Raw genomic sequence first — 23,314 nt, 5'->3', positions numbered from 1 at the left:
AAAAAGCGCAACCCGTAAAAAAACGGCATGTTCACTAAGAGAAAAAGCAGCCACAGATTCTACGATCTGTGGCTGCTTTTTCTTAGTGCATTTCAGCTATTCTATGGATTTTCGTTATATCCACATCTTTTTTTGATTTGCTGGAAAATCAATAAACTAATTCCAACAAATCCTCAGGGGTAATATTGCCAAAATATTTTTTGACATCAATTTGATCAATCACATCTTTCAATGCAGATTTATCATAGCGGGTGCCGATAAAAGCTTGTTCAACGTCAGCAATATCTCCTAATCCAAAGAAATCTCCATAAATCTTTGCTTCTGTAATCTTGCCTTCTTGAACGTTAACGCGAACTTCGATCGATCCAATTGGAAATCGTTTGCGGCGTTCAATATCAAACGCAGGAGATTTCCCGTAATTCCAATCCCAGTTTCGATAATACTTGTCGGAAATTTCATTGATTTTGACCCAATCTTCCTCAGTCAATGTATAGGTCTTGACTTGGTCGACTGAATCCACACCAAAAATCTTCAAAAGAATCTCTTCACGAAACGCTTCGGTTGTCATATCTTGTTTGTCTTTTGGTAAGAAAGGTTTGATATTCGTCACGCGAGAACGAATCGATTTGATCCCTTTTGATTCGATTTTATCTTTGCGCACTTTCAACGCATTGACCACTTCATTAATGTCACTGTCAAACATGATGGTCCCATGAGCAAACATTCGACCATTGGTGGCGTACATTGCATTCCCAGAGAACTTCATATCATCAATGACTAGGTCGTTGCGGCCTTTTAATTGTGCCCCTTCGACGCCCATTTCATGAAGCGCCTGAACAATTGGTTTCGTCAATTTTTCGAAATCACGGAATGAATTACCGTCATCCGGCATGATAAAGCTAAAATTCAAGTTTCCAAAATCATGATAGACAGCCCCACCGCCACTAAAACGGCGAACCACATGAATCCCATGAGCATCGACATAGTCTTTATTGATTTCTTCGATCGTATTTTGATTTCGTCCAATAATAATCGACGGCTCATTGATATAAAACAGCAGGATCGGTTCATCCACCTTCATTTCCTGCAGCAAAAAGATCTCAATGGCTAGGTTGATTCTTGGGTCGTTGTTTTCATTTGGTACAAAAAGCATCTGCTACTCCTCCTCGGGTTTAAATCTCAAAGATTTTTTGAACTGCTGCCAATTCAACCGGTATCCCGTTGGCCGCCGCTGCTGCCTCTTCTTTCAGTTGCTCCAGATCACCATGCTGTGGCAGATGAGTCAAAACCAGTTTTTTGACCTTCGCTGCGGCAGCAATTTCTCCAGACTCTTGAGAAGTAAAATGAGCTTTGTGGCGTTCATTCCCTGCAAAGAGGTAGGTATCTGCTAAAAATAAGTCGGCATCTTTGGCAAAATCGACAAAACTTTCTAAGTAGCCGGAATCGCCTGTGAATACAAATATTTTACCTGTACTATTCTCCACAAAGCGCATGGCATAACAAGTTACAGGATGAATCGTCTTCATAAATGTAACAGAAAACGGTCCCAATTCCAACTGTTTTGTTTGTAAATAATCATGCCCTTCTGTAACTCCCGCCATGGTCAACTCATTGAAATGAATACTGTCTTCTCCATGCCCATAAATGGGCAATACGTTCCGCTCTGCTTGCTTAGGAAATAGCTGCCAATAATACTGTAAGACACCCAGATCTGCGATATGATCGTGATGGTAATGACTCAAAATCACAGCATCCAATGCTAACGGATCCAAGATTTTTTCCAATTGAATCAGTGTCGTGCTGCCAGCATCCAGCAACAAATGATATCCCTCAGACTCTAATAAATAGCCAGTAGTTCCCTCACCCTTATAGGGATATGCGCCTAAACATCCTAAAACTGTTAGTTTCATACTTCCGCCTCCTTATCCCTATGCTATCACAAAAGCATTGGATTACTCAAAAATAAACAGCAAAAACGGCTGCGACATCTGGAGCTCATTAGCAAAAGAAATCGATGATTTTCTCTCTCATTGCTGCATTGAGTCACCCAACGTCACAACCGTGGATCATATCTTTACAAGAGGTGTTCTTTAGTTAAGAACGCGATCATTTTCTTTTTCGATCAACGCTTGATAAAAGGCGGCATTCGCAGTGTTTGCGTAGGCCAGCGCCCAAAATAGACCGATAACAAAAGCAAACAAACCTAAAACCATCCATCCTAATAAAGAAATCTGCAGCAAAATATACTGACCGATATGATTCTTCATTAAATGCCAAGCTCCTTTTATCGCTTGTAGCGTCGTCATTTCTGGATGGTCGTATCGTACATAGATCGCAAACTGAAATAATCCGCTTATGATCTGGGAGACAAATAAGAAAAGGACCACAGAAATAAGAAAACTGATGATGAAGGAAATCGACGAACGGAAGAGACTCCAGTCAACAGTGATCCGACTGTTGACATTCAAGACTAAATCAAGGTACTGATTCATTCCGCCAACAACTAAATGGGGTAAAAACGTCACAAAACTAATCAGATAATTTACGAGAGCATTCACCAAATTCAGCAATAGAAAAGGTACGTAATAACGCTTGTCATAAACAAGAAAAATATCCGACACATGGATCTCCCGCTGACGAATCAAGAACAGTGCCATGATATTTAAACTTATCGTCAATGCGAAAAAAACAAAGTATTCCAAAATATAATCAATGATTGTTTCTCGTGTCTGTTGAAAGGTATGGTTTGTCAATGACAGCACCAAACTGCTAACCATGCTTTGAATGGCTATCGTAGCAATAAAGGCTAAAATATACCGCCCCCACATGCCCTTTAATGCGCGTGATGCCATGGAGCGGATCTCACTATTTTTTCTCATCCTCTACTCCTTCTAATAGCTTCGTAATTCTTTCACGGTTTTGTCATCTAAGCGACGAACAACTTCTGTTACTAATTTTACTGTATTTAAGTAGTCATCTTCATGAATGACAGAAGTATGGGAATGCAAGTAGCGCACTGGAACTGTAATCGCGATCGATGGTACACCATCACGGGTCAGATGCATTTGACCGGCATCTGTTCCCCCACCGGTGATCACCGTATATTGGAAAGGAATCTCTAATTCTTCCGCAACATTGATCACAAAATTCAAGAGTTTCTTATGAGGGATCATCGATGCATCAAAAATCAAAACTTGCGGCCCCTTGCCCAATACAGAATCTGCTTCTTTTGGAGTCATTCCTGGCGTATCACCAGCTGTCCCCGTATCAAGAGCAATCGCGATGTCTGGATTCACTAGGTGCGTACTTGTTCGTGCGCCACGCAATCCTACTTCTTCCATGACATCACTGCCAGCAAACAAGCAATTTGGATGCCCTTCAGCAGCCAACGTTTCCAACACACGCAAAGAAACTGCTGTTCCAATACGATTATCCCACGCTTTAGCTAGCAAAAACTTACTGTCATTCATCCGTTTGTATTGGATATATGGCGTAATCATATCTCCAGGACGTACGCCCCAATCTTTTGCTTCTTCCTCACTAGAAGCACCGATATCAATGAACATGTCTTTGATATCATAAGGCTTGTTGCGAACTTCCGGCGTCAACACATGAGGTGGTTTAGAACCGATTACACCATGAACCAATTTGCCAGCTTGCGTTTTGATTTCTACTTCTTGTGCCAGCATCACTTGGCCCCACCAGCCGCCTAATGTTTGAAACTCGATGAAACCTTTATCGGTGATCTTTGTCACCATAAAGCCAACTTCATCCATATGTCCGGAAATAAAAACTTTAGGTCCGCCGCCATCCCCTACATGTTTGGCAATCACGCTTCCTAACCCATCGTAAAAAATATCTTCGGCAAAGTCTTTCGCATATGCTTTGAAGACTTCCCGTACTTCTTCTTCATTCCCCGGAACACCACGGGCAGTTGTCAGATCAATCAGTAATTGCTCTTCTTTTTTATCCATCCTATCTACTCCTCTACTCATTTATCCCTTAAATTATACCATTCCTCGTGTCTTGTACCAGCTCAAAATTGAAAAAAATCTGACAGCTTACTCTTCAATGATCCGTAAGCATAACTTAACTGTAATCAAATAAGCAATAAAGAATACGACGGCTGCAACACCTGCAAACAGATGTGCCACCCAATACCCTGGACTCACGATGATTTGCGTCAGCGTGTTGATTGCGAATGCGGCATGTAAAATCGCGAGTAATGTACCTGGCATGAAAACCCAAAAATTCTGCCAGTAGACGATCGAACGAATTTCTTTTTTGCTATAACCGAGTGTACGCAATAAACGATAATTTCTTTTTTCCCGCTCCGTATTAGAAAATTGCCGTACAATCAAACTGCTAGACGTAGTGATCAAAACGATTACCCCGACAAATAAAGAAACGAACAAAATAATACCGCCTTGCCGTCTAATGGCCCGCATATTCGGATAGCGATTGGCGAAGTTCAAGCGATAACCAGTAATAAACTCCTTCGATGATTGTTGCTTCTCTGAGATCTCCGTTTGCAGCTGATACTTGACATGGCCTTTGTCCTGTCTTCGCTTGTAATAAAACGGATAGGTCCATTCGACTGAAAGTCGATCATCTAACACCCGAGTTAATTGCTCTTGATTCTCCGTTTGAACATTGAAATAAGTCAATCGATAGTCAAATCCCGACATGTCCTGAAAATCCTTGTCATTGACGACTAATACATTGGGTAAGGTGTAACGCAACGCAATATCACCAAAATAATCTTGATACGTGTTGTCTAAGAGGAGTTTTTTACCATTTTCCAGCGCAATATTTTTTTGGTAAGTTCTCAAGTTGTATGCAATATCATAATCATCATCAAACAAAACAGCAGTATTTTCTCCTAAAGAAACCGCAGGTGCATCCGGCACCAATCGACGAAATGCTCGGTAATCGGATAAAGAAAGCGCATTGACCAATACGGTTTCTTGTCCTGTACTTATCGGATTGGCCAAGTATTTCGCGTTGATGTTTAACGGCACGATACGAAAAGTGAGCGTCTGCTCCGCGACGACCTGACTCTGATTTTCCAGAATCACTTGCTTTAACTCTTCCGCATTTTCTGCTGCGACTTGAAAATCGACGGGATAATCACGATTGGTCGCCTGATAATTCAAGGAAATCACCCCCATCGTGCCACCAATCAAAGAAATCGCGATCGCAGTAATGATCGTCAGTAATGAAAAACTTTTCCATGTCCGCTGCAAATAAGCCCGGATATTGTTGAATGCAATCAAGCGTGTGCCTTTGCTGATTTTTTTGCGGGGGAGCGTTAAGACATGCAACAACATTGGCAATGTGCAGTCAAAGAACAAATACGTCGCTGTGATACAGCAAAATAAAATCAGCAATGGAATCCATAAAACAGCAGTATAATCTTCTGTATAATTAATATAGCGCTCCAGTGTCGTTCGTAGCGTCAGAGCTAAGTAATAGCCGATCCCTAACAGAAGCAAACCGATGATCCCCATTGCCATCCGAAATGGGCGACACTTCATTTTGCTCACTGGCAGTGTATAGTTGTTCTTCATTAGATCGATCAAAGGATTCTGCCAGACAAACAAAACCACTTGACCACTCAAAACTACCATGGCAAGCAAAAATACCCACACGGTAGTCAAAATCGAACGAGGCGAATTAAAAAAATGACTAGTGATGGATAGTCCCATCACTCGAATCAAGATCATTGAGAAAAATTTCGAAAATATAATCCCCATGAAAATGCCCACAACAAGGGAAAAAAGATTTAGGAGGAACGTTTCTCTCAGCAGCAGCCAGCTTAACCTTGCTCTGCGCAAACCCAGGAGCTGATAAACACTGATCTCTTTTTGCCGTTGATTCAAGAAGAAATGATTGGCACTTAGCATAAAAAAAAGCACCACAACAGCAACGATCGTACTACCAAAACCTAATACGCCATCGATGCGAATGTCTTGCTGCACTCGTTGAGTCAGCAAACGGTCATTCATCATAGCACTAAATGAATAAAAAATCATGACTGCCGTCATCATGCACACAAAGTAAACGACATAATTGCGAAACTGCTGCAAAAAACTGCGCCAGCCAATTTTATAGAGCATGGCGATCCCCGCCTCCAATCGTCGCTTGCATATCGATGATTTTTTCGAAAAATTCTTTGCGGGACCCTTTTTTGACTACCTCTGCAAAAAAGACACCATCTCTAATAAACAAAATCCGATGGCAATAACTTGCAGTGAAAGGATCGTGGGTCACCATGAGAATCGTCATATCTTCTTGCAGATTGATTTCAGCTAAATAACGCAACAGCTCTGTCGCCGCTTTTGAGTCTAAGGATCCCGTGGGTTCATCTGCAAACAACACGGAAGGACGGCTGATGATTGCTCTGGCGGCGGCCACCCGTTGCTTTTGACCGACCGATAGTTCTTCTGGGTAGCGGTCTAACAAATGAGCGATTCCCAATAAGTTCGCCAGATGTGCCAATCGCCGGTCAACTTCATTGACCGAAAGACGGTCGATCGCCAGTGGTAAGATAATGTTGTCTTTGGCAGTCAACGTGTCTAGTAAATTAAAATCTTGAAAAATAAAGCCGATTTCTTTTCGGCGAAAATCGCTTAGCTCATTTTCTGACAAGCGGGTGATTTCTTGCCCTCCGATTGCAACAGAACCTAGACTCGGACGTAAGATGGAGGAAAGGATATTCATCAGTGTCGTCTTTCCAGCACCACTTGGTCCCATGATCCCCACAAATTCCCCTTGATCAACGGAAAAAGAAAGATTGTCTAGGACTTTGGTTTGATTGAAGCGGGTTCCATAGGTTTTTGTCAGGTGCTTCACATCGATCATTTTTTTCATGCAAATTCTCCTTGATCTATTTCTACTTTTCTTCATATTTTCTTTATGGTAGCATATTTTCTTCTCTATCGCCCCTGCTTCGTTTTTACACATAAAAATTTTTTACAATTTTTATTCATTTTGTGAAACGTGAAACATGCAAGTCCTTGTTATCATCAAGTTTTTATTGAAAACCTCTTTTGAATATACACTACATATTGTGCATACTGAATTATTTAGCGAATAAAAGCCACTATATATAGTTGCCGAAAACCATATTTTGTTTTATGATATTGGAGAAGATAAGGAGTGATAGTAATGATGGACTTAAAGAGAAATACTGAACAAAGCGGGGGTAGCCATCCTCAATTAACCCAATTGAAGATCGTGAAACGTGATGGTCGCTTAGTAGATTTCGATGACCAAAAAATTTACGATGCATTAGTAAAAGCCCAAAGAAAAGTTAAAGGAGAACTATCTCCCCTCGATCATGAACGGATTTTAGAAATCGTAGAAGGAATCGATCATGAGATCGCCGAACGGTTTACCAAAAACGTTAAAATTTATGAAATCCAAAACATCGTTGAGCATATTTTATTAGCAAAAAATGAATATGCATTGGCCGAAGAGTATATCAACTATCGGACACGTCGCGATTTTGAACGCAGCAAAGCGACGGATATCAACTTTACGATCAATAAATTAATGAATAAAGATCAAACAGTGGTCAACGAAAATGCCAATAAAGACAGCAATGTCTTCAATACTCAAAGAGACTTGACTGCAGGGATCGTAGGGAAATCCATCGGCTTGAAAATGCTGCCCCCTCATGTGGCGAACGCCCATCAAAAAGGTGATATCCATTATCATGATTTAGATTATCATCCTTATACTCCGATGACTAACTGCTGTCTAATCGATTTCAAAGGCATGCTGAACAATGGTTTCAAAATCGGAAACGCAGAAGTCGAATCACCAAAATCGATTCAAACGGCGACAGCTCAGATCTCTCAAATCATTGCCAATGTGGCATCTAGTCAATATGGCGGTTGTTCTGCAGACCGGACGGATGAATTACTTGCACCTTTTGCTGAATTGAACTATCAAAAACACTTGCAAGATGCGCGTGAATGGATCGACGGCGAGGATCGCCAAGAAGCTTACGCGAAGAACAAGACAAGAAAAGACATTTACGATGCGATGCAAAGTTTGGAATATGAGATCAATACTTTGTTTACTTCAAATGGACAGACACCTTTCACTTCCTTAGGCTTTGGTCTGGGAACAAACTGGTTTGAGCGAGAAATCCAACGTGCAATCTTACAGATCCGGATCAACGGACTTGGCAGCGAAAAACGGACAGCAATCTTTCCGAAGTTGATTTTCAGTATCAAACGCGGCGTAAATCTGGAACCCACAGATCCAAACTACGACATCAAAGAATTGGCTCTGGAATGCGCAACGAAACGGATGTATCCAGATGTCTTGAATTATGACAAGTTGATTGAATTGACGGGTAGTTTCAAAGTACCGATGGGCTGCCGTTCTTTCTTGCAAGGCTGGAAAGATGAACATGGCGAAGAAGTCAATGTAGGACGGATGAACCTTGGGGTCGTAACATTGAATATTCCCCGCATTGCCCTAGAAGCTAACGGAGATCGCGACAAATTCTGGTCTCTTCTGGAGCAGCGTCTGCAAATCGTCAAAGATGCGCTTGTTTACCGAGTAGAACGTTGCAAAGAAGCGAGTCCGGCAAATGCACCAATCCTATATATGTATGGCGCATTCGGCAAACGCCTCGATCGCAAAGACAGTGTCAACGAGTTGTTCAAAAATAAACGTGCTACTGTTTCCTTAGGGTATATTGGATTGTATGAAGCAGCTGCTGCTTTCTTTGGTGGTGAGTGGGAAAATGATCCTGAAGCAAAAGAATTCACGTTAGCCATCGTGAAAGAGTTAAAAGCCCATGCAGATGCTTGGGGCGATGAATACGGCTATCATTTTAGCGTCTATTCCACACCAAGCGAAAGCTTGACCGATCGCTTCTGTCGTTTAGATACAGAAAAATTCGGCATCGTTGAAGACATCACAGATAAAGAATATTACACAAATAGCTTCCACTATGATGTCCGCAAAAATCCAACGCCATTTGAAAAGTTGGATTTTGAAAAAGACTATCCAAAGTATTGTTCGGGCGGCTTTATTCATTATTGTGAATACCCAGTTCTGCAACAAAATCCCAAAGCTCTTGAAGCAGTTTGGAATTATGCGTATGATCGTGTCGCTTATCTAGGAACCAACACTCCGATCGATCATTGTTATGAATGCGGATATGAAGGTGATTTCAATCCAACTGAACGCGGCTTCGAATGTCCACAATGTGGCAATCACGATCCAAAGAGTTGTGACGTCGTCAAACGAACATGCGGTTACCTAGGAAATCCTCAAGCTCGACCAATGGTTCACGGTCGTCACAAAGAAATTTCCGCTCGTGTCAAACATATGAAACATAATGACTGAAACAAGTGTCCCCTACGCGACTAAAGCGTAAGCAAATTCTGCTTCTTTCTAACTGACAACTGTTGGTCAGGAGTCCGCAGAAAACGAGTGCTGGAATTGCTCGCGCATTTGTGCTTTCTAATGGTTTTTGCTACAGTCGCGAAGGACATTTTTATCGAATAATCGAATAGTTAGAAAGAAGTTTTGCACATGAGAAATCCTCGCCCCAAAGAATGGCAAGCAAAAGAGTATAGTCAAAATCATATTGCAGATTATAAAGCCTTCAACTTTGTTGACGGCGAAGGTATCCGCAATAGCCTGTATGTCAGTGGTTGTTTATTTGCTTGCGAAGGCTGTTTCAATAAAGCAGTCCAAAATTTCCGCTATGGCACCCCATTCACAGCAGAACTCGAAGAACAGATCATTGAAGATTTGCGGCACGATTATGTTCAGGGACTAACACTATTGGGCGGCGAACCTTTTTTGAATACTGAAGTATGTCTGCAAGTGGTAAACAGAGTCCGTTCCGAGTTCGGTCATGGCAAAGATATTTGGAGCTGGTCTGGTTACACCTTCGAGGAACTACTGTTGGAAACAGAAGATAAGCTTGAGTTGCTGTCTCGCATCGATATCCTAGTTGATGGCCGTTTCGAATTGAGCAAACGCAACTTGAATCTGCAATTTCGCGGTAGCAGCAATCAACGAATCATTGATGTTCCTAAATCCCTAGCACTAGGCGAAGCGGTGATTTGGGACAAATGCAAAGACGCAGAAAAAAGCTATGAACAAATCAAAAAGAGTATTTGACGACTTGAATAAACTTCAGATTTCAAACTGATACAAAAGATAAAAGGGACTGTGACATAAGTCATCATCCAACAAGTTTAACCGAATAATAGTCTATTGCTAGGATAGATTCCTCTGACTTTTGCGACGAGGAGTCCCTGCACCGCAGGAGCAATAATCATTAATGTTCGGATAGTGTTACTTGTAGGAGACTTATGGCACAGTCCCTTTTATTTTGATCATAAAACACACCATCATTACAAATGTTTGCTTGCTTCTTTGATACTTAACGGAGCTAACTGATCTTTGTGCGTTAACAGAAAAGCCTGCACCCACTCAGGGTTTGTTTTAGCATAATCGCGCAAACTCCAGCCAATCGCTTTATTGATAAAGAATTCATCGCTACCTAAATTATTTAAAAGGATCGTCTCTAAAAGCTCGCGATCGGTTTTTTCTTTTCTAAGCAGTTGGTGGTCAATGGCGATGCGCCGGAGCCATAAATTTTCTGCTTTGCTCCAAGCAAGCATCTTTTGGCTCAATTCCGGGTAGGTCATAGTCAGCCCACCAACAACTTTATTCAAGCCATCCACAGTATCCCACCAAGACTTTTGAAGGACTAATTCACTTATTTTCTCCAGTTCGTCTGGTTGGAGGACCGACTGCATCGTTACCAGATAGTCGATAGCTACATATTGCATTTCACGATAAGGTAGTTGCCAACAGGTTTCAACAAATGCCCAATCGATGGCGGCCTTTTTCATTGCAGCAAAATAAGGTCTTTGTATTTGTTTGCGTACAGGTGACGGAATCCCTAAAAAGTCAAATTGGTTCCGCATGTACGCCCGCATTTGAACTCCTCGTGCTGGATTTTCTTGCGCCATGAATTCCTCTAGTAACGCTTTCCATTGACTGTTTGTCGTCATTATGCGCCTCCATATATTTTATTCGGTTTCCCACAAAGGCAATACGATATTTTCATAAGCTAATGGATCAAGATTCGTAACTGTGATCCCCAATAAGCGGATCCCTTTTTCGATTCCTAGAATCTCCTCCCAAATCAAACTAGCTTGTGAAAAAATAGCTTCTTTCTTGTGCATATACTCTGGCAACGTGACCCGTTTTGTGATGGTGGAGTAATCGGCATAACGCACTTTCAACACCACAGTCTTTCCGTGTTTTTGCGTACGTTTCAATGATCTTTCTACTTCTTCTGCCAGGTTTCTTAGCTGACTGATGACTTGATCTTCTGTGGTTAAAGCATTGCCATACGTATGTTCTTTTCCGACTGATTTGCGTTCTCTCGTCACACTGACCGGAGAATCATGGATTCCTCGAACTTTCCGGTATAACGAGTAGCCCATTTTTCCAAATTCTTGGATCAATGCCATTTCGCTCCATTCATAAAGGTCAGATCCTTTATAAATCCCTAATTCGTGCATTCTCGGCACTGTCTTCTTACCGATACCATGAAATTTGTCAATCGGTAATTTTTTTAAAAAGACCACGGCATCTTCCGGCATCACTACCGTCAACCCCCGGGGTTTGTGAAAATCCGAAGATAATTTGGCTAAAAACTTATTGTAGCTGACGCCTGCTGAACAAGTAAGTTGGGTCGTCTGCCAAATGTCTTGCTGGATCATGCGAGCAATTTTGATCGCTGAAGGACAGTTGATCTTGTTGACGGTCACATCCAGATAAGCCTCATCGATAGAAACCGGTTCAATCACATCGGTATAGCGCCCAAAGATCTCTCGGACTTGCTGAGAAATTTCGCGGTATTTCTGATGGTTGCCAGGTATAAAGACGGCATGAGGACACAATTCAAAGGCTTTTTGCGCACTCATTGCAGAATGGATCCCATACTGACGTGCTTTATAATTGGCAGTCGTGACGACACCTCTACCCCCAGTATCACTTGGGTGGCGGGCAATCACTAAGGGATGTTTAGCCAATTCAGGATTGTCTCTTTCTTCTACTGATGCAAAAAAGGCATCCATATCGATATGGATGATTTTCCGAGAAGTATCGTTTTTTAACGGAAAACGCAACTCAGCCATCTTCACCACTCCATTCTCCTCTATTATAAACGAACAGAAGTTCCCTATCAAGAGGCTCATTCCAAGCATCGGCGATTGTTGCAAACAAAAAGAATCCCTGTAAAAAAGACAGAAATTCTTTTTGCTTCCCGTTATGATTTAAGACTTCAAATTTGGTTCGCTTCGTTAAAAACGTCTAGACTTACAGCGCTGATGGGCCTCGTTCATTGGTTCGGATTCGTACTGCTTCTTCGATTGGGTAAATAAAAATTTTACCATCACCTACTTCACCTGTATGGCAGATAGACAAAATCAGTTCAATGATTGCTTCAACCTCTTCATCTGCTACAACAAAACTCGCCTTTACTTTAGGCAAAAGTGTCGTAATCACTGCTTGTCCCCGAACAAATTCTTTGACCCCTTTTTGATTACCACAGCCCAATACTTGACTCACCGTCATTCCAGCCATATCTATTTGATCAAGAGCTGCCTTTAATTCTTCTAATTTTTCTTGTCGAATGATCGCTTCTACTTTTTTCATCTGCATTCCTCCATCTATGAATCCAGCCCCATGAACGTTGGATAAGCTGTTTCATCATGTTCACTGCGATCCATTCCAATAGCTTCTTCTTGTTCTGTGACCCGGATCGGTAGCACGCGTTTGATCACATGGATCAATAGAAAGGATATGCCCCCCGCAAAAAGAATCGTAAATACGATACTAATGATCTGCGCAATGAACAATTCTGTTCCACCATAGAGCAACCCAGTTTGATGATTGACAGCAGGATCAGCGAAAATCCCCGTCATGATTCCACCAAAGATTCCGCCAATCCCATGACAACCAAAAGCATCCAAAGCATCATCCAGACCTAAGCGATGCTTGATGACCGAAATAAAGTAATAACAAAACGGACTCACTAATGCCCCGATCACAAAGGATGACCAAAGGGAAACAAAACCTGCGCCAGGAGTAATTGCTACCAGACCCACGACAGCTCCGGTACAAGCTCCGACAATGGTTGGCTTCCCTAATAGAACTTTTTCAATCAACATCCAGGAGAGCATCGCAGCTGCGGCTGCCGTATTGGTCGTTAACAACGCTTGAATGGCGATCCCGTCAGCAGCTAATGCTGATCCAGCATTGAAGCCAAACCAGCCAAACCATAGCAACCCTGCACCTAATACGACAAATGGAATATTATGGGGACGATACTCCGTTTGATGAAACTCGCGTCTCTTACCCACGACTAATGCTAGCACGAGACCGCTGATTCCTGAACTAATATGGACAACGTTGCCTCCTGCAAAATCAATCGAACCGATAGCATCTAAGAAGCCGCCACCCCAAACCATATGGGCCATCGGAAAGTAAACCAAAAACAGCCAGCAGCCAATAAATAAGAAAATAGCTGAAAAACGCATTCGTCCTACGACTGATCCGGTAATGATCGCTGTTGTGATTAGTGCAAACATCATTTGAAAAGCCGCAAACAATCCTTCAGGAATCCCTTCTCCGTCCGTCATGGAAACTTGCTGGAAAAATAACTTATCGATGTTGCCGATAAAGGCACCGGTACCACTGAAAGAAAGCGAATACCCAGCCGCCACCCACAGAACTGAAGCTAGTCCCATGGTGCAAATCACCATCATCATTGTGTTCAAGATATTTTTTCGCCTTTCCAATCCACCATAAAAAAAAGCTAGCGCAGGAGTCATTAAAAAGACCATCCCACTGCAAACCAAAATAAACCCACTATTGCCTGTTCCCATTCCAATCACTCCTTTTTATGTTAGATATCCTACCATCATTTTCAGGAGATCGCTAGTGTTTTTTTTAATTTTTGCAATTATTCTGAAAAAAGCTCACTTTATATGTTAAGAAATCTGACATTTGCAATTCGAGTGATGGTTTTCTTGGGTAATGGCGATCAAAACGACGCATAAAAAGTCACATTATCCGTCAAAGGCTTAAAGCCATTCTTTTTATAAAAATCGGCAGCTGGCATCTTTTCTTCTGTATCTAATAGTATCGTGGGAATGCCTTTTTTGACCAACTCTTCTTTGATCATTTCTAAAAAAGCAGAGCCGAAACCTTTCCCTTGATGCTTGCCAGCAATTAAAAAGGTATCGATGACATATTCTTTTCCTTGGTACCACGGCTTAATAAAGCCTAACGAGTACCCTATCTTTTCATTGGTCAATGAGTCCGTTAGAAAATAGCCAATATAAGTATTCATCGCCATCATGGATGACACATATTCTGTAATTTGAGGAACGGTCAGTTGATCATTCCATGGTTCCGCTGAAAAGACTGCAATATACATTTCAACAGCTTCCTTTAAATCTTTTTCTGTTAGCTCACGCATGCTTAAGTTGGTTGTCATTTCGTTTCCCACTTCCTTTAACAATTCATTGTCAGTTCAATCGAATGACGAACCATCATTCATCGATTCGTTTTGCATACCCATTGCCATAACTGGTATAGCGGCGGGCTTGGTTGATTTTCATTTTTTTCTGAATCTCTCCGTCTAGATCAATCGATAAGATCTCCGCTAAACCGAGAAGGTAGATGGCTACATCTGCCAATTCTTCCCCCACATTTTGTTTTTTGCGATAAGCATCAAAAGCTTCAGCCACTTCACCATATAATGACAAAAATTCCTTTTCAATATTGGTGACATTAAATTGATGATCGATTTTGTTTTGATAGATCGCTTTTTGCATGTCTCGTATGTTCATCTTTTTCTCCTTTTTAAACTAGTATATCATGTCCTTTTGTGACGGTTTCACCCAATCATCCATGCCACTAAAAATGAAACTCATTATTCAAAAAAACCGATGCACAGGCATCGGTTAAGCGTCTAAGTGATAGGCATGATAGACCGTTTGTTTTTTTACTTGATTGCGTTTCGCCACTTCCTTGATAGCCTCCTTAGAAGACATCCCGGTCTCCATCAGAGCTGTTACTTGCTCTTTAAGGCTTCCGTCATAAACGATTTCGACAGAGTCCGTCGATCCCTCAACCAAAAGGCAGCACTCTCCTTTGACCGTATTTTCCCCTAGATAGTCCAACAGTTCCTTTAAAGAACCTCGCAAGTATTCCTCGTGGATTTTTGTCAACTCTCGACAGATGACTGCAGAACGTTCTGCACCAAAAACAGTAATCATATTTTCGATCGTCGCTGCCAAGCGGTAAGGTGATTCATAAAAGATCATCGTAGCCGGCTGGTTCGCCAGCTCAGCCAATGCTTCTTTTTGCTCTTTCTTTTTTCGAGGTAAGAAGCCATAAAAAAGATTGGGCTGCGGAGACAAACCAGAAGCGATCAAAGCAGTCAATCCTGCTGTAGGACCAGGCAAGGCAATCACTGGAATATCAGCTGCAATGCACGCTTTGACTAATTCATGACCAGGATCACTGATCGATGGCATCCCTGCGTCACTACATTGTGCAATTATTTTTCCAGCTAGCAATTGATCGATGAGTTGCGGCACACGTTCCTTGAAATTATGTTCATGCAAACTTCGTTGCGGTGTCGTTATTTCAAAATGGTTCAATAATTTCTGGGTATTCCTAGTATCTTCGCTGGCAATCAAATCGGCTTCCCCTAAAATTTTGACACAACGAATGGTCATGTCTTCCAAATTTCCAATTGGTGTAGGCACTAAATAAAGCGTTCCATTCGATTGTTTATAGCTTTGTTGTTTCTGCATACTTTCCCTACTTTCAAAAAAAGACCAGCAACCTGCGCTGGTCATTTCCTATTATCGTCCGCTTTCTCGATAGATCACTTCAAGACAAAAAGCACACGGTTCATCATGTTCTCTTCTAGATCCATATAAGTCATAACAAACATGGAATCCTTCTTCGTATATCTTTTCCAAATTCATTCGCGATTTGGACAATTCTTGTTTGACCGATTCTGCGGGCGCTTCGGCCACTTGATTCAATTCACGGATATGTTCCCGTAAACGTTGATTTTCTAATTCTAGCGTCGTATTTTTTTCAACGATTTCTTGCAAAGACTGTTTCATCTCTGCTAAGTTATTCAACGAATTTTGCAGTTCATTTTCTAACTGATTCAATCCATCATAAATCGATCGCTTGTCCATGCTCATTATGGTCACCTACTTATTTTGTCACTAGTTCTTCATATTCATAGTCTATGGGCGTTTGTCGATCGTACAAACGGACTTTGATAATGCGCTGCAATAAATCCAGACCGACTACTTTTCCTTTTCCATCCGGAGTCTCAACTTCTTTGCCGCGATCCGGTAATTCTCGTTTTGCTTGTTCATATTCATCATTCTCATACTTCAAACAGCACATCAAACGACCACACAACCCGGAAATTTTCGTCGGATTCAAAGACAGCCCTTGATCTTTGGCCATTTTGATCGAGACAGGGATAAAATCGCCTAAGAACGTCGAACAGCAGAGCTTGCGGCCGCATGGACCAATTCCGCCGATCGCCTTTGCTTCATCTCGTACACCGATTTGTCGCAACTCGATCCTTGTATGAAAATGACTCGCCAAATCTTTGACTAGTTCGCGGAAATCAACTCGACCATCCGCTGTAAAATAATACAGCATCTTTGACCGCTCAAATGTATATTCTGCCCTAACAAGTTTCATAGGTAAATTGTGCGCTCGAATCTTCTGCTTGCCAATGATCAGCGCTTCTTCAGCATCTTGACGATTTTTCTTTTCTTTCTCGATATCTTTAGGCGTGGCCTGTCTAATGATTGGCTTTATGTCATAAGGCAAATCTTGCGAATCGATCAACTGCTTAGGAATCGCGACGGTCGCCATAAACTTTGCTTCTTGTGATTCAACGATCACTCGTTCCCCCGACGTGTAATCTCGCTTCTCAGGCGCATAAAAATAGATTTGTCCCGCAGCGCGAAAGCGTACACCGACTACTTCTATCATAACATTGCTCCCCCTTTAGGGTACTGTTATGCCATAGATGATCTTCACTGAAAATTGTTCAGCAACGCCTTGAAAAGCTACATTCGCTTGCAGTTTCTTTTGGGCTTGCAAGGCAGCTTCGATGGCAAGATTGATCTCTTTTCCCCATAAGCCTTGTGCCAATAACTGGTCTCGTTCTTCCTGCAAATAAAATAACAGAATCGAAAAAATAACTCTCTGCTGTTCTTTTTCTTTTGCTAAAGCGAGCAGCTTTTTTTGAACGAAAATAAACGCTTGCGGATCTTTCTTCAAGAGATACTTCACCCATTGTGCAACAGCATCCTTAGTTTCATTAAACCATTCCTCTTGGGAGATTTCAACTGCTTTATGATAACTATTTGTCAAGTAACTTAAAAGACGGCTACTCTCTTGAGAAAGTCCTTCTTTTTGCAGCTTTGTCTGCAATTTTTCTTTCGCCAATGGTGAAAAATGAATGATTTGACAACGGGACTGGATCGTCGGCAAGATCCGTCCAACACTTTCCGTTTCTAAAATCGCTAAGAAATTCCCTACAGGTTCTTCCAAAAATTTCAGTAAACTATTTGCTGCACTTGTATTCATTTTTTCTGATTGAGAAAGAATAAAGATTTTCAAGCGACTTTCGAAGCCGCTCTTAGAAAATTCTTCTTGCAATTGACGAATTTGATCCACTTTGATCGTCTGTCCATCTGGTTCCACCATGAGTACGTCCGGGTGCTCCCCTTGAGCGATCCGCAAACAATTACTGCAAGATCCGCAAGGTTCATCTGATTGAACATTCGTACAAAAGAGACGTTTCGCCAGCCACAAACTCATCTCATGTTTGCCCGTTCCTGCATCGCCTTCAAAAAGATAAGCATGGGCAATCCGCCCATGCTCGACACTTTTCTTCAGTTGGGCAAAAACCAGAGGTTGATATTCTTGTAAAAAAAGTTCCTCCATGGTCTGCTCCTTTTTAGTATTGATGGAAGCCATCGACTGGTAGAACAAAAACCGTTGCACCGCCAACTTCTACTTCCACTGGATAAGGTACTTGCCCATCAAGTGAGATGTCTAACGACATTGGTGTGGAAACATATTGTTTTCTAGACTGACAGGTTTTCTTGATCAGTTCCAATGCGTCTTGGACCCGCTCATCCTCAAGACCAATAATAAATGTACTGTTGCCGGCTTTTAAGAATCCGCCGGTAGATGAAAGTTTCGTAGCGCGAATGTTGGCATCGATGAATTCATTTGCTAATCGGTTGCTGTCTTTGTCTTGCACGATTGCCATAATCAATTTCATGAGATCATCTCCTTATTATTGTCGTCAGCGATCACATTGTTTTGAAGTAGGAAGGATATGCTTCAACGATTGCTGAAAAACTTGTCTCAACGACATCTTGTAATCCCATTCTAGCATCAACCTTATGGATGCGTACAGGATTTTCTTCTGCCAGCTTCAAATAAGCATGACGAACTCGTTGGTGAAATTCTAATCCTTCCGCGTCCAAGCGATCCAACTGATGAGCCCGATGCTCTTGAATCCTTCTTAAACCTGTATCCGAATCGACATCCAAATACAAGGTGAAGTCAGGCTCCGTGCCTTCGGTGGCAAATTCATTGATACGTGCAATCTCAGGAATACCGATCCGGCGCCCTGCCCCTTGATAAGCTAAAGAACTATCTACAAATCGATCACAGATCACGATTTTGCCTTCATTCAATGCTGGTAAAATCACTTGGATCAAATGTTGGCGTCTTGCAGCAGCATACAGCAATGCTTCAGTCCGTTCATCCATCTCAGAATTTTTGGGATCCAGTATGATCCGCCGAATTTTTTCTGCGATTTTTACACCGCCTGGTTCTCTCGTTTTGACAATGTCTCGTTTGGCTTCTAGCTGCAAACGAGGATATAGTTCTTCTAAAACACTGGTTTTGCCAGCGCCATCTGGTCCTTCAATGGTTATGAACAGTCCACTCACCCTTGTTGCCTCCAATTTCTTATAATTCACGTCTTCCTTCCACTGCTTTAAGCAATGTCACTTCGTCCGCATATTCAATATCGCTGCCGACAGATAAGCCGTGAGCCAACCGCGTCACTTTGATCCCCGCTGGTTTGATCAGTCGGGAAAGATAGATCGCGGTAGCTTCGCCTTCTGTCGTGGCGTTCGTAGCAATGATCACTTCTTTCACTTGGTCATCATGCAGGCGCTGAATCAAAGGAGCAATATTGATATCTTCTGGTCCAGTCCCTTCCATTGGAGACAGAACACCATGCAAAACATGATAGAGTCCATGGTACTCACGAACTTTTTCTAACGCCATGACATCCTTTGGTTCTTCTACTACTAAGATCGTGCCTTTATCTCGTGAAGGGTCACTGCAGATCTCACAGGGATCTCCTTCTGTAATGTTTCCGCAAATACTGCAAAAATGCAGATCACGTTTGACGCTCAACAGTGATTTAGCAAACTCATTGACGACTTCATCTTTCATATCGATCGTATAAAAAGCCAATCTAGTTGCTGTTTTTTGTCCGATACCTGGCAGCTTCATGTAGCTGTCGATTAATCGTGCGATCGGTTCTGGATACTGCACGCCACATTTCTCCTTTTATAAACCGGGGATTCCTTTAGTGTATTTTCCCATAGTCCGTTCGGTTTCTTTTTCAATTTTAGTTAATCCATCATTTACTGCCAAGATCAGCATATCTTGTAACATGTCGACATCTTCCGGATCGACGATTGCTTGATCGATCGAAAGATCGCGTAATTTTTTATCACCTGTAAAAGTTGCCTTCACATAGCCATTTGTTGACTCGCCGATAAATTCTTTACTGTTTAGGGCTTCTTGTTCTTTTACCATCTCTTTTTGCATTTTTTGTACTTGCTTCATCATGCCTTGCATATTTCCCATGCCTCGCATCATTGTTCTTCACTCCAATTCTCTCAATTTTCTTCGATGCTCGCCAATTCACCAAAAAGCTCTTGGGCTTTGGTAACGACGACTTCATTTTCAGGTTCTTCCGTAGTTGGTTCTGGTTCAGCTTCCCCTTCATCTAATTCGCCTGTATTGAAGGTTTGTCCGCCAGCAATAAATTCTTGTCGTAAGATTGGCCAGCTTTCTTTCGTGATAAACACGGCTTGCGGTGCATAATCAGAAATCATTCGTGAAATTTGATTATGCAACGTCAGCTGCAAGTCTTGGTCATTAGCTGCCCGTTGACAGACAATCTCATAATCAAAGGCAATCACTACACCAGATGCACTGGCTGCTTTTGCTTCGCTCGCGTGGAGCATTGCTCGTTGTGTCACCGACAATGACATCAACAGATCATCCCAAATATTCCGCACATTTGCGAGATCTTTTTTTGTGGCTTCTTTCAAGACTTGAAAGACCCGTTCTTTTGGCACTCGGAAAGTGCTGCTATTTTTGGTCTTCTTGGCAGGTGGATTGACCGGTTCACTGCTGGCCGCCGATGGGTTTTCTTGTAGTTTTCGTACTTCTGACTGCAGCTTCTGAATTTCTTGACGAAGTTGCTGAACTTCTTGATTCGACACCGAAACTTCTCCTGAAGCTGGCAATCTCCTCTGATTTGCTAGTTTAACAACTGCTACTTCCAAATAAATGGTCGGATTATTGGTGAATCGCACCTCGTTTTGCGTCTCATTCAAAACAGTGATCCAATGGTAGATTTGATCTGCAGTAGCTGCCTGAGCTAAAGTTTTGAAGCCTGGTGTGATCTGCAGTGATTTTTCTTCTAATAATTGTGGTGCTTGCTGATATAAGAGCAAGTCACGACAATAGACCAGCAAGTTCTCCAACAACCGCCGTGCTTCTTTGCCCGAAGACAGCAGCTGGCGCAATGTCTCTAATGCATCTGGTACTGCTTGGTCTTCGCAAAATTGCATCAAACGGTCCATCATCTCATAAGACAAACTGCCGGTTACTTCTAATGCGTCTTGAGTCGTGACTTTGCCATCACTAAAGGCAATAGCTTGGTCAGCAATGCTTAACGCATCCCGCATCCCACCTTCTGCGGCTCGTGCGATCACTTGCAGCGCCTCTTCTTCATAGGCAATTTGACTGCCGTCTAAAACTGTCTTTAGATGATCAACGATATCTTGCGTATTGATTCGCTTAAAATCAAATCGTTGCGTTCGAGAAATGATCGTTGCAGGAATCTTGTGCGGCTCTGTCGTCGCCAAAATAAACACTACATTTTTTCGTGGTTCTTCTAACGTCTTCAGTAACGCGTTGAAGGCGCCGGTCGACAACATATGAACTTCATCCACGATATATACTTTATATTCAGCTTGTGTTGGTGCATAATTTGCACGGTCTCGGATAAAGCGGATCTCTTCGACCCCATTGTTGCTGGCTGCGTCGATTTCGATAACGTCTTCTTGCGTACCAGCTGTGATCGAACGGCACATCTCGCATTCATTGCAGGGCTCTCCATTGACTTGGTTTGGACAATTGATTGCTTTTGCAAAGATTTTGGCAGCACTCGTTTTTCCCGTTCCCCGAGGACCGGTAAATAAATAAGCATGCGAAATTTGATTTTGCTCGATCGCATTTTTCAAGGTTTGCGTAATTGCTTTTTGTCCAACGACATCCTCGAACCGTTGGGATCGCCATACACGGTACAATGCTTGATAGGCCATATTTTTCCTCACTCTTTTCAAAATTCGCTATTATCTATTATACGTAATATTTACAAAAAAAACTACCTTGAGTTGCCTATCTGCTGAAAAAGAAATGATTTTTTAAGGGAGCAATCTTTTAATAAAAATCCGCACATCCTAGAGAACGATACTTTGAAAAAAGTATTGTTTTATAGACGATTTTTTATTCAACTTTTGCCTACACTTCTACAACTTTGGTCTAATACATAGAAAATACGGAGCTATGGTATAATGAATGTACATTCATCCATTGGATGATGAAAATTTGTAAGGAGGACTGAAAATGGGTATTATCAAAGCTGCAACAAGCACGATTGGCGGAGGTCTTGCCGACCAATGGCTAGAGGTCTTCGAACCTGACAATATGGGCGACACGACAGTGATGACTAAAGGTGTGAAGGTACGGCGCAATGACAAACGCGGTTCGAACCGAAAAGGAACGGAGGATGTCATAACAGATGGATCTGTAATCCACGTCTACCCTAATATGATGATGCTGCTGGTGGATGGTGGAAAAATCATTGATTATACAGCAGAGGAAGGCTACTATACCGTCAAAAATGACTTGGCTCCTTCCATGTTCAACGGTTCCTTAAAGGATGCCATCTCTGAAACGTTTAATCGCTTCAAATTTGGTGGCGTAACACCTCAAAAACAACAAGTTTTCTATATCAATTTGCAGGAAATCAAAGGAATCCGCTTCGGGACTTCTTCTCCATTAAATTATTTTGACAACTTTTATAATGCAGAATTATTCCTAAGAGCCCATGGAAATTACTCATTGCGAATTACTGATCCGATCTTATTCTACACCAACGCGATTCCAAAAAATAAAACACAAGTTGACATCAATGACATTAACGAACAATATTTAGCAGAGTTTCTGACTGCTTTACAGACAGCCATCAACAAAATGTCAGCGGATGGCGAGCGCATCTCTTATGTTCCATCAAAAAGTATGGAATTAAGCAAATACATGGGTGAGGTTTTAGACGACAGTTGGCGCGAACTGCGAGGAATGGAAATCGTTTCAGTCGCTGTTGCAAGCATCTCTTATACGGATGATTCAGTGAAACTGATCAACATGCGTAATCAAGGTGCCATGTTGGGTGACCCAAATGTTCGTGAAGGGTATGTTCAAGGTTCGATCGCACGTGGGATGGAATCCGCAGGTAGTAATGCTGCCGGTGCAACAACCGGATTTGTTGGTATGGGCATGGGAATGAACACAACTGGCGGTTACTTGAATCAAGCAGCTCAAAACAATCAGCAACAAATCCAGCAAAACCAAGAAAATCAGCAGAAACAAAACAATGGCGATAGTTGGGACTGCCCTCAGTGTGGAACAAGCAATACGGGTAAGTTCTGCAGCAATTGCGGTACAGCAAAACCTACAGGAACCCCAAGTTTACAAATGAAATGTTCAGAATGTAGTGAAATAATTGATTTAGCAAATGGAATCCCGAAATTCTGTCCCAACTGTGGCAAGCCATTTAAGGGAGTTCCTTTAGACTAAATGA

At 42.0% G+C, this 23,314-nt stretch carries 24 protein-coding genes; 3 read left to right on the top strand and 21 right to left on the bottom strand.

Annotated elements, in window-relative coordinates; genetic code table 11:
* Window positions 1-148: 148 nt before the first annotated feature.
* The 6 genes from IGJ28_RS09545 to IGJ28_RS09520 all read right to left on the bottom strand — a co-directional run bounded on the left by IGJ28_RS09545 (window position 149) and on the right by IGJ28_RS09520 (window position 6,873).
* Window positions 149-1,153, bottom strand: a complete 1,005-nt coding sequence (locus IGJ28_RS09545; protein WP_242387425.1) for a lipoate--protein ligase — start codon at window positions 1,151-1,153, stop codon at window positions 149-151.
* A 19-nt stretch (window positions 1,154-1,172) separates the two neighbouring features.
* On the bottom strand, window positions 1,173-1,910 hold the full coding sequence (locus IGJ28_RS09540; RefSeq protein WP_003127111.1) for an MBL fold metallo-hydrolase: 738 nt from the start codon (window positions 1,908-1,910) through the stop codon (window positions 1,173-1,175).
* A 180-nt stretch (window positions 1,911-2,090) separates the two neighbouring features.
* Complete coding sequence (locus tag IGJ28_RS09535) at window positions 2,091-2,879, bottom strand: DUF975 family protein (protein WP_156247321.1); 789 nt, start codon at window positions 2,877-2,879, stop codon at window positions 2,091-2,093.
* Window positions 2,880-2,891: 12 nt separating this feature from the next.
* Complete coding sequence (locus IGJ28_RS09530; protein WP_003127109.1) at window positions 2,892-3,974, bottom strand: M42 family metallopeptidase; 1,083 nt, start codon at window positions 3,972-3,974, stop codon at window positions 2,892-2,894.
* Window positions 3,975-4,061: 87 nt separating this feature from the next.
* A complete protein-coding gene (locus tag IGJ28_RS09525; RefSeq protein ID WP_438845343.1) occupies window positions 4,062-6,119 on the bottom strand; it encodes an FtsX-like permease family protein in 2,058 nt (685 codons plus the stop codon).
* Complete coding sequence (locus IGJ28_RS09520; RefSeq protein ID WP_438845342.1) at window positions 6,109-6,873, bottom strand: ABC transporter ATP-binding protein; 765 nt, start codon at window positions 6,871-6,873, stop codon at window positions 6,109-6,111. Before IGJ28_RS09520 ends, IGJ28_RS09525 begins: the two co-directional genes overlap by 11 nt.
* A gap of 297 nt (window positions 6,874-7,170) precedes the next feature.
* Here IGJ28_RS09520 and nrdD point away from each other — a divergent pair, with 297 nt between their 5' ends.
* Both nrdD and nrdG read left to right on the top strand, forming a co-directional pair.
* Window positions 7,171-9,372, top strand: a complete 2,202-nt coding sequence (nrdD, locus tag IGJ28_RS09515) for an anaerobic ribonucleoside-triphosphate reductase (protein ID WP_138371776.1) — start codon at window positions 7,171-7,173, stop codon at window positions 9,370-9,372.
* 189 nt (window positions 9,373-9,561) lie between these two features.
* Entirely contained in the window at window positions 9,562-10,158 is a 597-nt protein-coding gene (gene nrdG, locus IGJ28_RS09510) for an anaerobic ribonucleoside-triphosphate reductase activating protein (protein WP_003127104.1), read from the top strand.
* 236 nt (window positions 10,159-10,394) lie between these two features.
* Here the strand turns inward: nrdG and IGJ28_RS09505 are convergent, their stop codons facing one another.
* The 15 genes from IGJ28_RS09505 to dnaX form a co-directional block, all read right to left on the bottom strand.
* Window positions 10,395-11,060, bottom strand: coding sequence for a DNA alkylation repair protein (locus IGJ28_RS09505; protein WP_371823154.1), 666 nt, complete (start codon window positions 11,058-11,060; stop codon window positions 10,395-10,397).
* A gap of 18 nt (window positions 11,061-11,078) precedes the next feature.
* Window positions 11,079-12,194, bottom strand: coding sequence for a DNA polymerase IV (gene dinB / locus IGJ28_RS09500; RefSeq protein WP_005472399.1), 1,116 nt, complete (start codon window positions 12,192-12,194; stop codon window positions 11,079-11,081).
* A gap of 181 nt (window positions 12,195-12,375) precedes the next feature.
* Window positions 12,376-12,714 (bottom strand): P-II family nitrogen regulator, encoded by a 339-nt coding sequence (locus tag IGJ28_RS09495; protein WP_103300023.1) that lies wholly within the window; start codon window positions 12,712-12,714, stop codon window positions 12,376-12,378.
* A gap of 14 nt (window positions 12,715-12,728) precedes the next feature.
* A complete protein-coding gene (locus tag IGJ28_RS09490; RefSeq protein ID WP_005472395.1) occupies window positions 12,729-13,946 on the bottom strand; it encodes an ammonium transporter in 1,218 nt (405 codons plus the stop codon).
* 158 nt (window positions 13,947-14,104) lie between these two features.
* Window positions 14,105-14,560, bottom strand: coding sequence for a GNAT family N-acetyltransferase (locus IGJ28_RS09485; RefSeq protein ID WP_103300021.1), 456 nt, complete (start codon window positions 14,558-14,560; stop codon window positions 14,105-14,107).
* A 55-nt stretch (window positions 14,561-14,615) separates the two neighbouring features.
* Window positions 14,616-14,915 (bottom strand): MazG-like family protein, encoded by a 300-nt coding sequence (locus IGJ28_RS09480; protein ID WP_003127098.1) that lies wholly within the window; start codon window positions 14,913-14,915, stop codon window positions 14,616-14,618.
* Between the two features lie 114 nt (window positions 14,916-15,029).
* The gene (gene rsmI / locus IGJ28_RS09475) at window positions 15,030-15,887 is read right to left on the bottom strand and encodes a 16S rRNA (cytidine(1402)-2'-O)-methyltransferase (protein ID WP_103300019.1); all 858 of its coding nucleotides are present in this window, start codon (window positions 15,885-15,887) and stop codon (window positions 15,030-15,032) included.
* 51 nt (window positions 15,888-15,938) lie between these two features.
* Window positions 15,939-16,286, bottom strand: coding sequence for a DNA replication initiation control protein YabA (locus IGJ28_RS09470; RefSeq protein ID WP_003127096.1), 348 nt, complete (start codon window positions 16,284-16,286; stop codon window positions 15,939-15,941).
* Window positions 16,287-16,305: 19 nt separating this feature from the next.
* Window positions 16,306-17,106 carry a PSP1 domain-containing protein gene (locus IGJ28_RS09465; RefSeq protein WP_003127095.1) on the bottom strand — a complete coding sequence of 267 codons (801 nt, stop codon included), beginning with the start codon at window positions 17,104-17,106 and terminating at the stop codon, window positions 16,306-16,308.
* 15 nt (window positions 17,107-17,121) lie between these two features.
* Window positions 17,122-18,066: a DNA polymerase III subunit delta' gene (holB, locus tag IGJ28_RS09460; RefSeq protein ID WP_103300018.1), complete on the bottom strand. Its 945-nt coding sequence runs from the start codon at window positions 18,064-18,066 to the stop codon at window positions 17,122-17,124.
* Window positions 18,067-18,079: 13 nt separating this feature from the next.
* On the bottom strand, window positions 18,080-18,409 hold the full coding sequence (locus tag IGJ28_RS09455; RefSeq protein ID WP_003127092.1) for a cyclic-di-AMP receptor: 330 nt from the start codon (window positions 18,407-18,409) through the stop codon (window positions 18,080-18,082).
* A 31-nt stretch (window positions 18,410-18,440) separates the two neighbouring features.
* Window positions 18,441-19,088, bottom strand: a complete 648-nt coding sequence (gene tmk / locus IGJ28_RS09450; protein WP_003127091.1) for a dTMP kinase — start codon at window positions 19,086-19,088, stop codon at window positions 18,441-18,443.
* 19 nt (window positions 19,089-19,107) lie between these two features.
* Window positions 19,108-19,704, bottom strand: a complete 597-nt coding sequence (recR, locus tag IGJ28_RS09445; protein WP_003127090.1) for a recombination mediator RecR — start codon at window positions 19,702-19,704, stop codon at window positions 19,108-19,110.
* Between the two features lie 15 nt (window positions 19,705-19,719).
* The gene (locus IGJ28_RS09440; RefSeq protein ID WP_003127089.1) at window positions 19,720-20,034 is read right to left on the bottom strand and encodes a YbaB/EbfC family nucleoid-associated protein; all 315 of its coding nucleotides are present in this window, start codon (window positions 20,032-20,034) and stop codon (window positions 19,720-19,722) included.
* A 20-nt stretch (window positions 20,035-20,054) separates the two neighbouring features.
* Window positions 20,055-21,773, bottom strand: coding sequence for a DNA polymerase III subunit gamma/tau (gene dnaX / locus IGJ28_RS09435; protein WP_005472384.1), 1,719 nt, complete (start codon window positions 21,771-21,773; stop codon window positions 20,055-20,057).
* Between the two features lie 304 nt (window positions 21,774-22,077).
* Between dnaX and IGJ28_RS09430 the strand changes: the two genes are divergently transcribed.
* Complete coding sequence (locus IGJ28_RS09430) at window positions 22,078-23,310, top strand: SPFH domain-containing protein (RefSeq protein ID WP_005472382.1); 1,233 nt, start codon at window positions 22,078-22,080, stop codon at window positions 23,308-23,310.
* Window positions 23,311-23,314 lie beyond the last annotated feature (4 nt).

Source organism: Enterococcus sp. AZ091, from assembly GCF_051714805.1.
GTDB lineage: Bacteria > Bacillota > Bacilli > Lactobacillales > Enterococcaceae > Enterococcus_D > Enterococcus_D gallinarum.
This window is presented reverse-complemented; position numbering and strand designations above follow the sequence as displayed.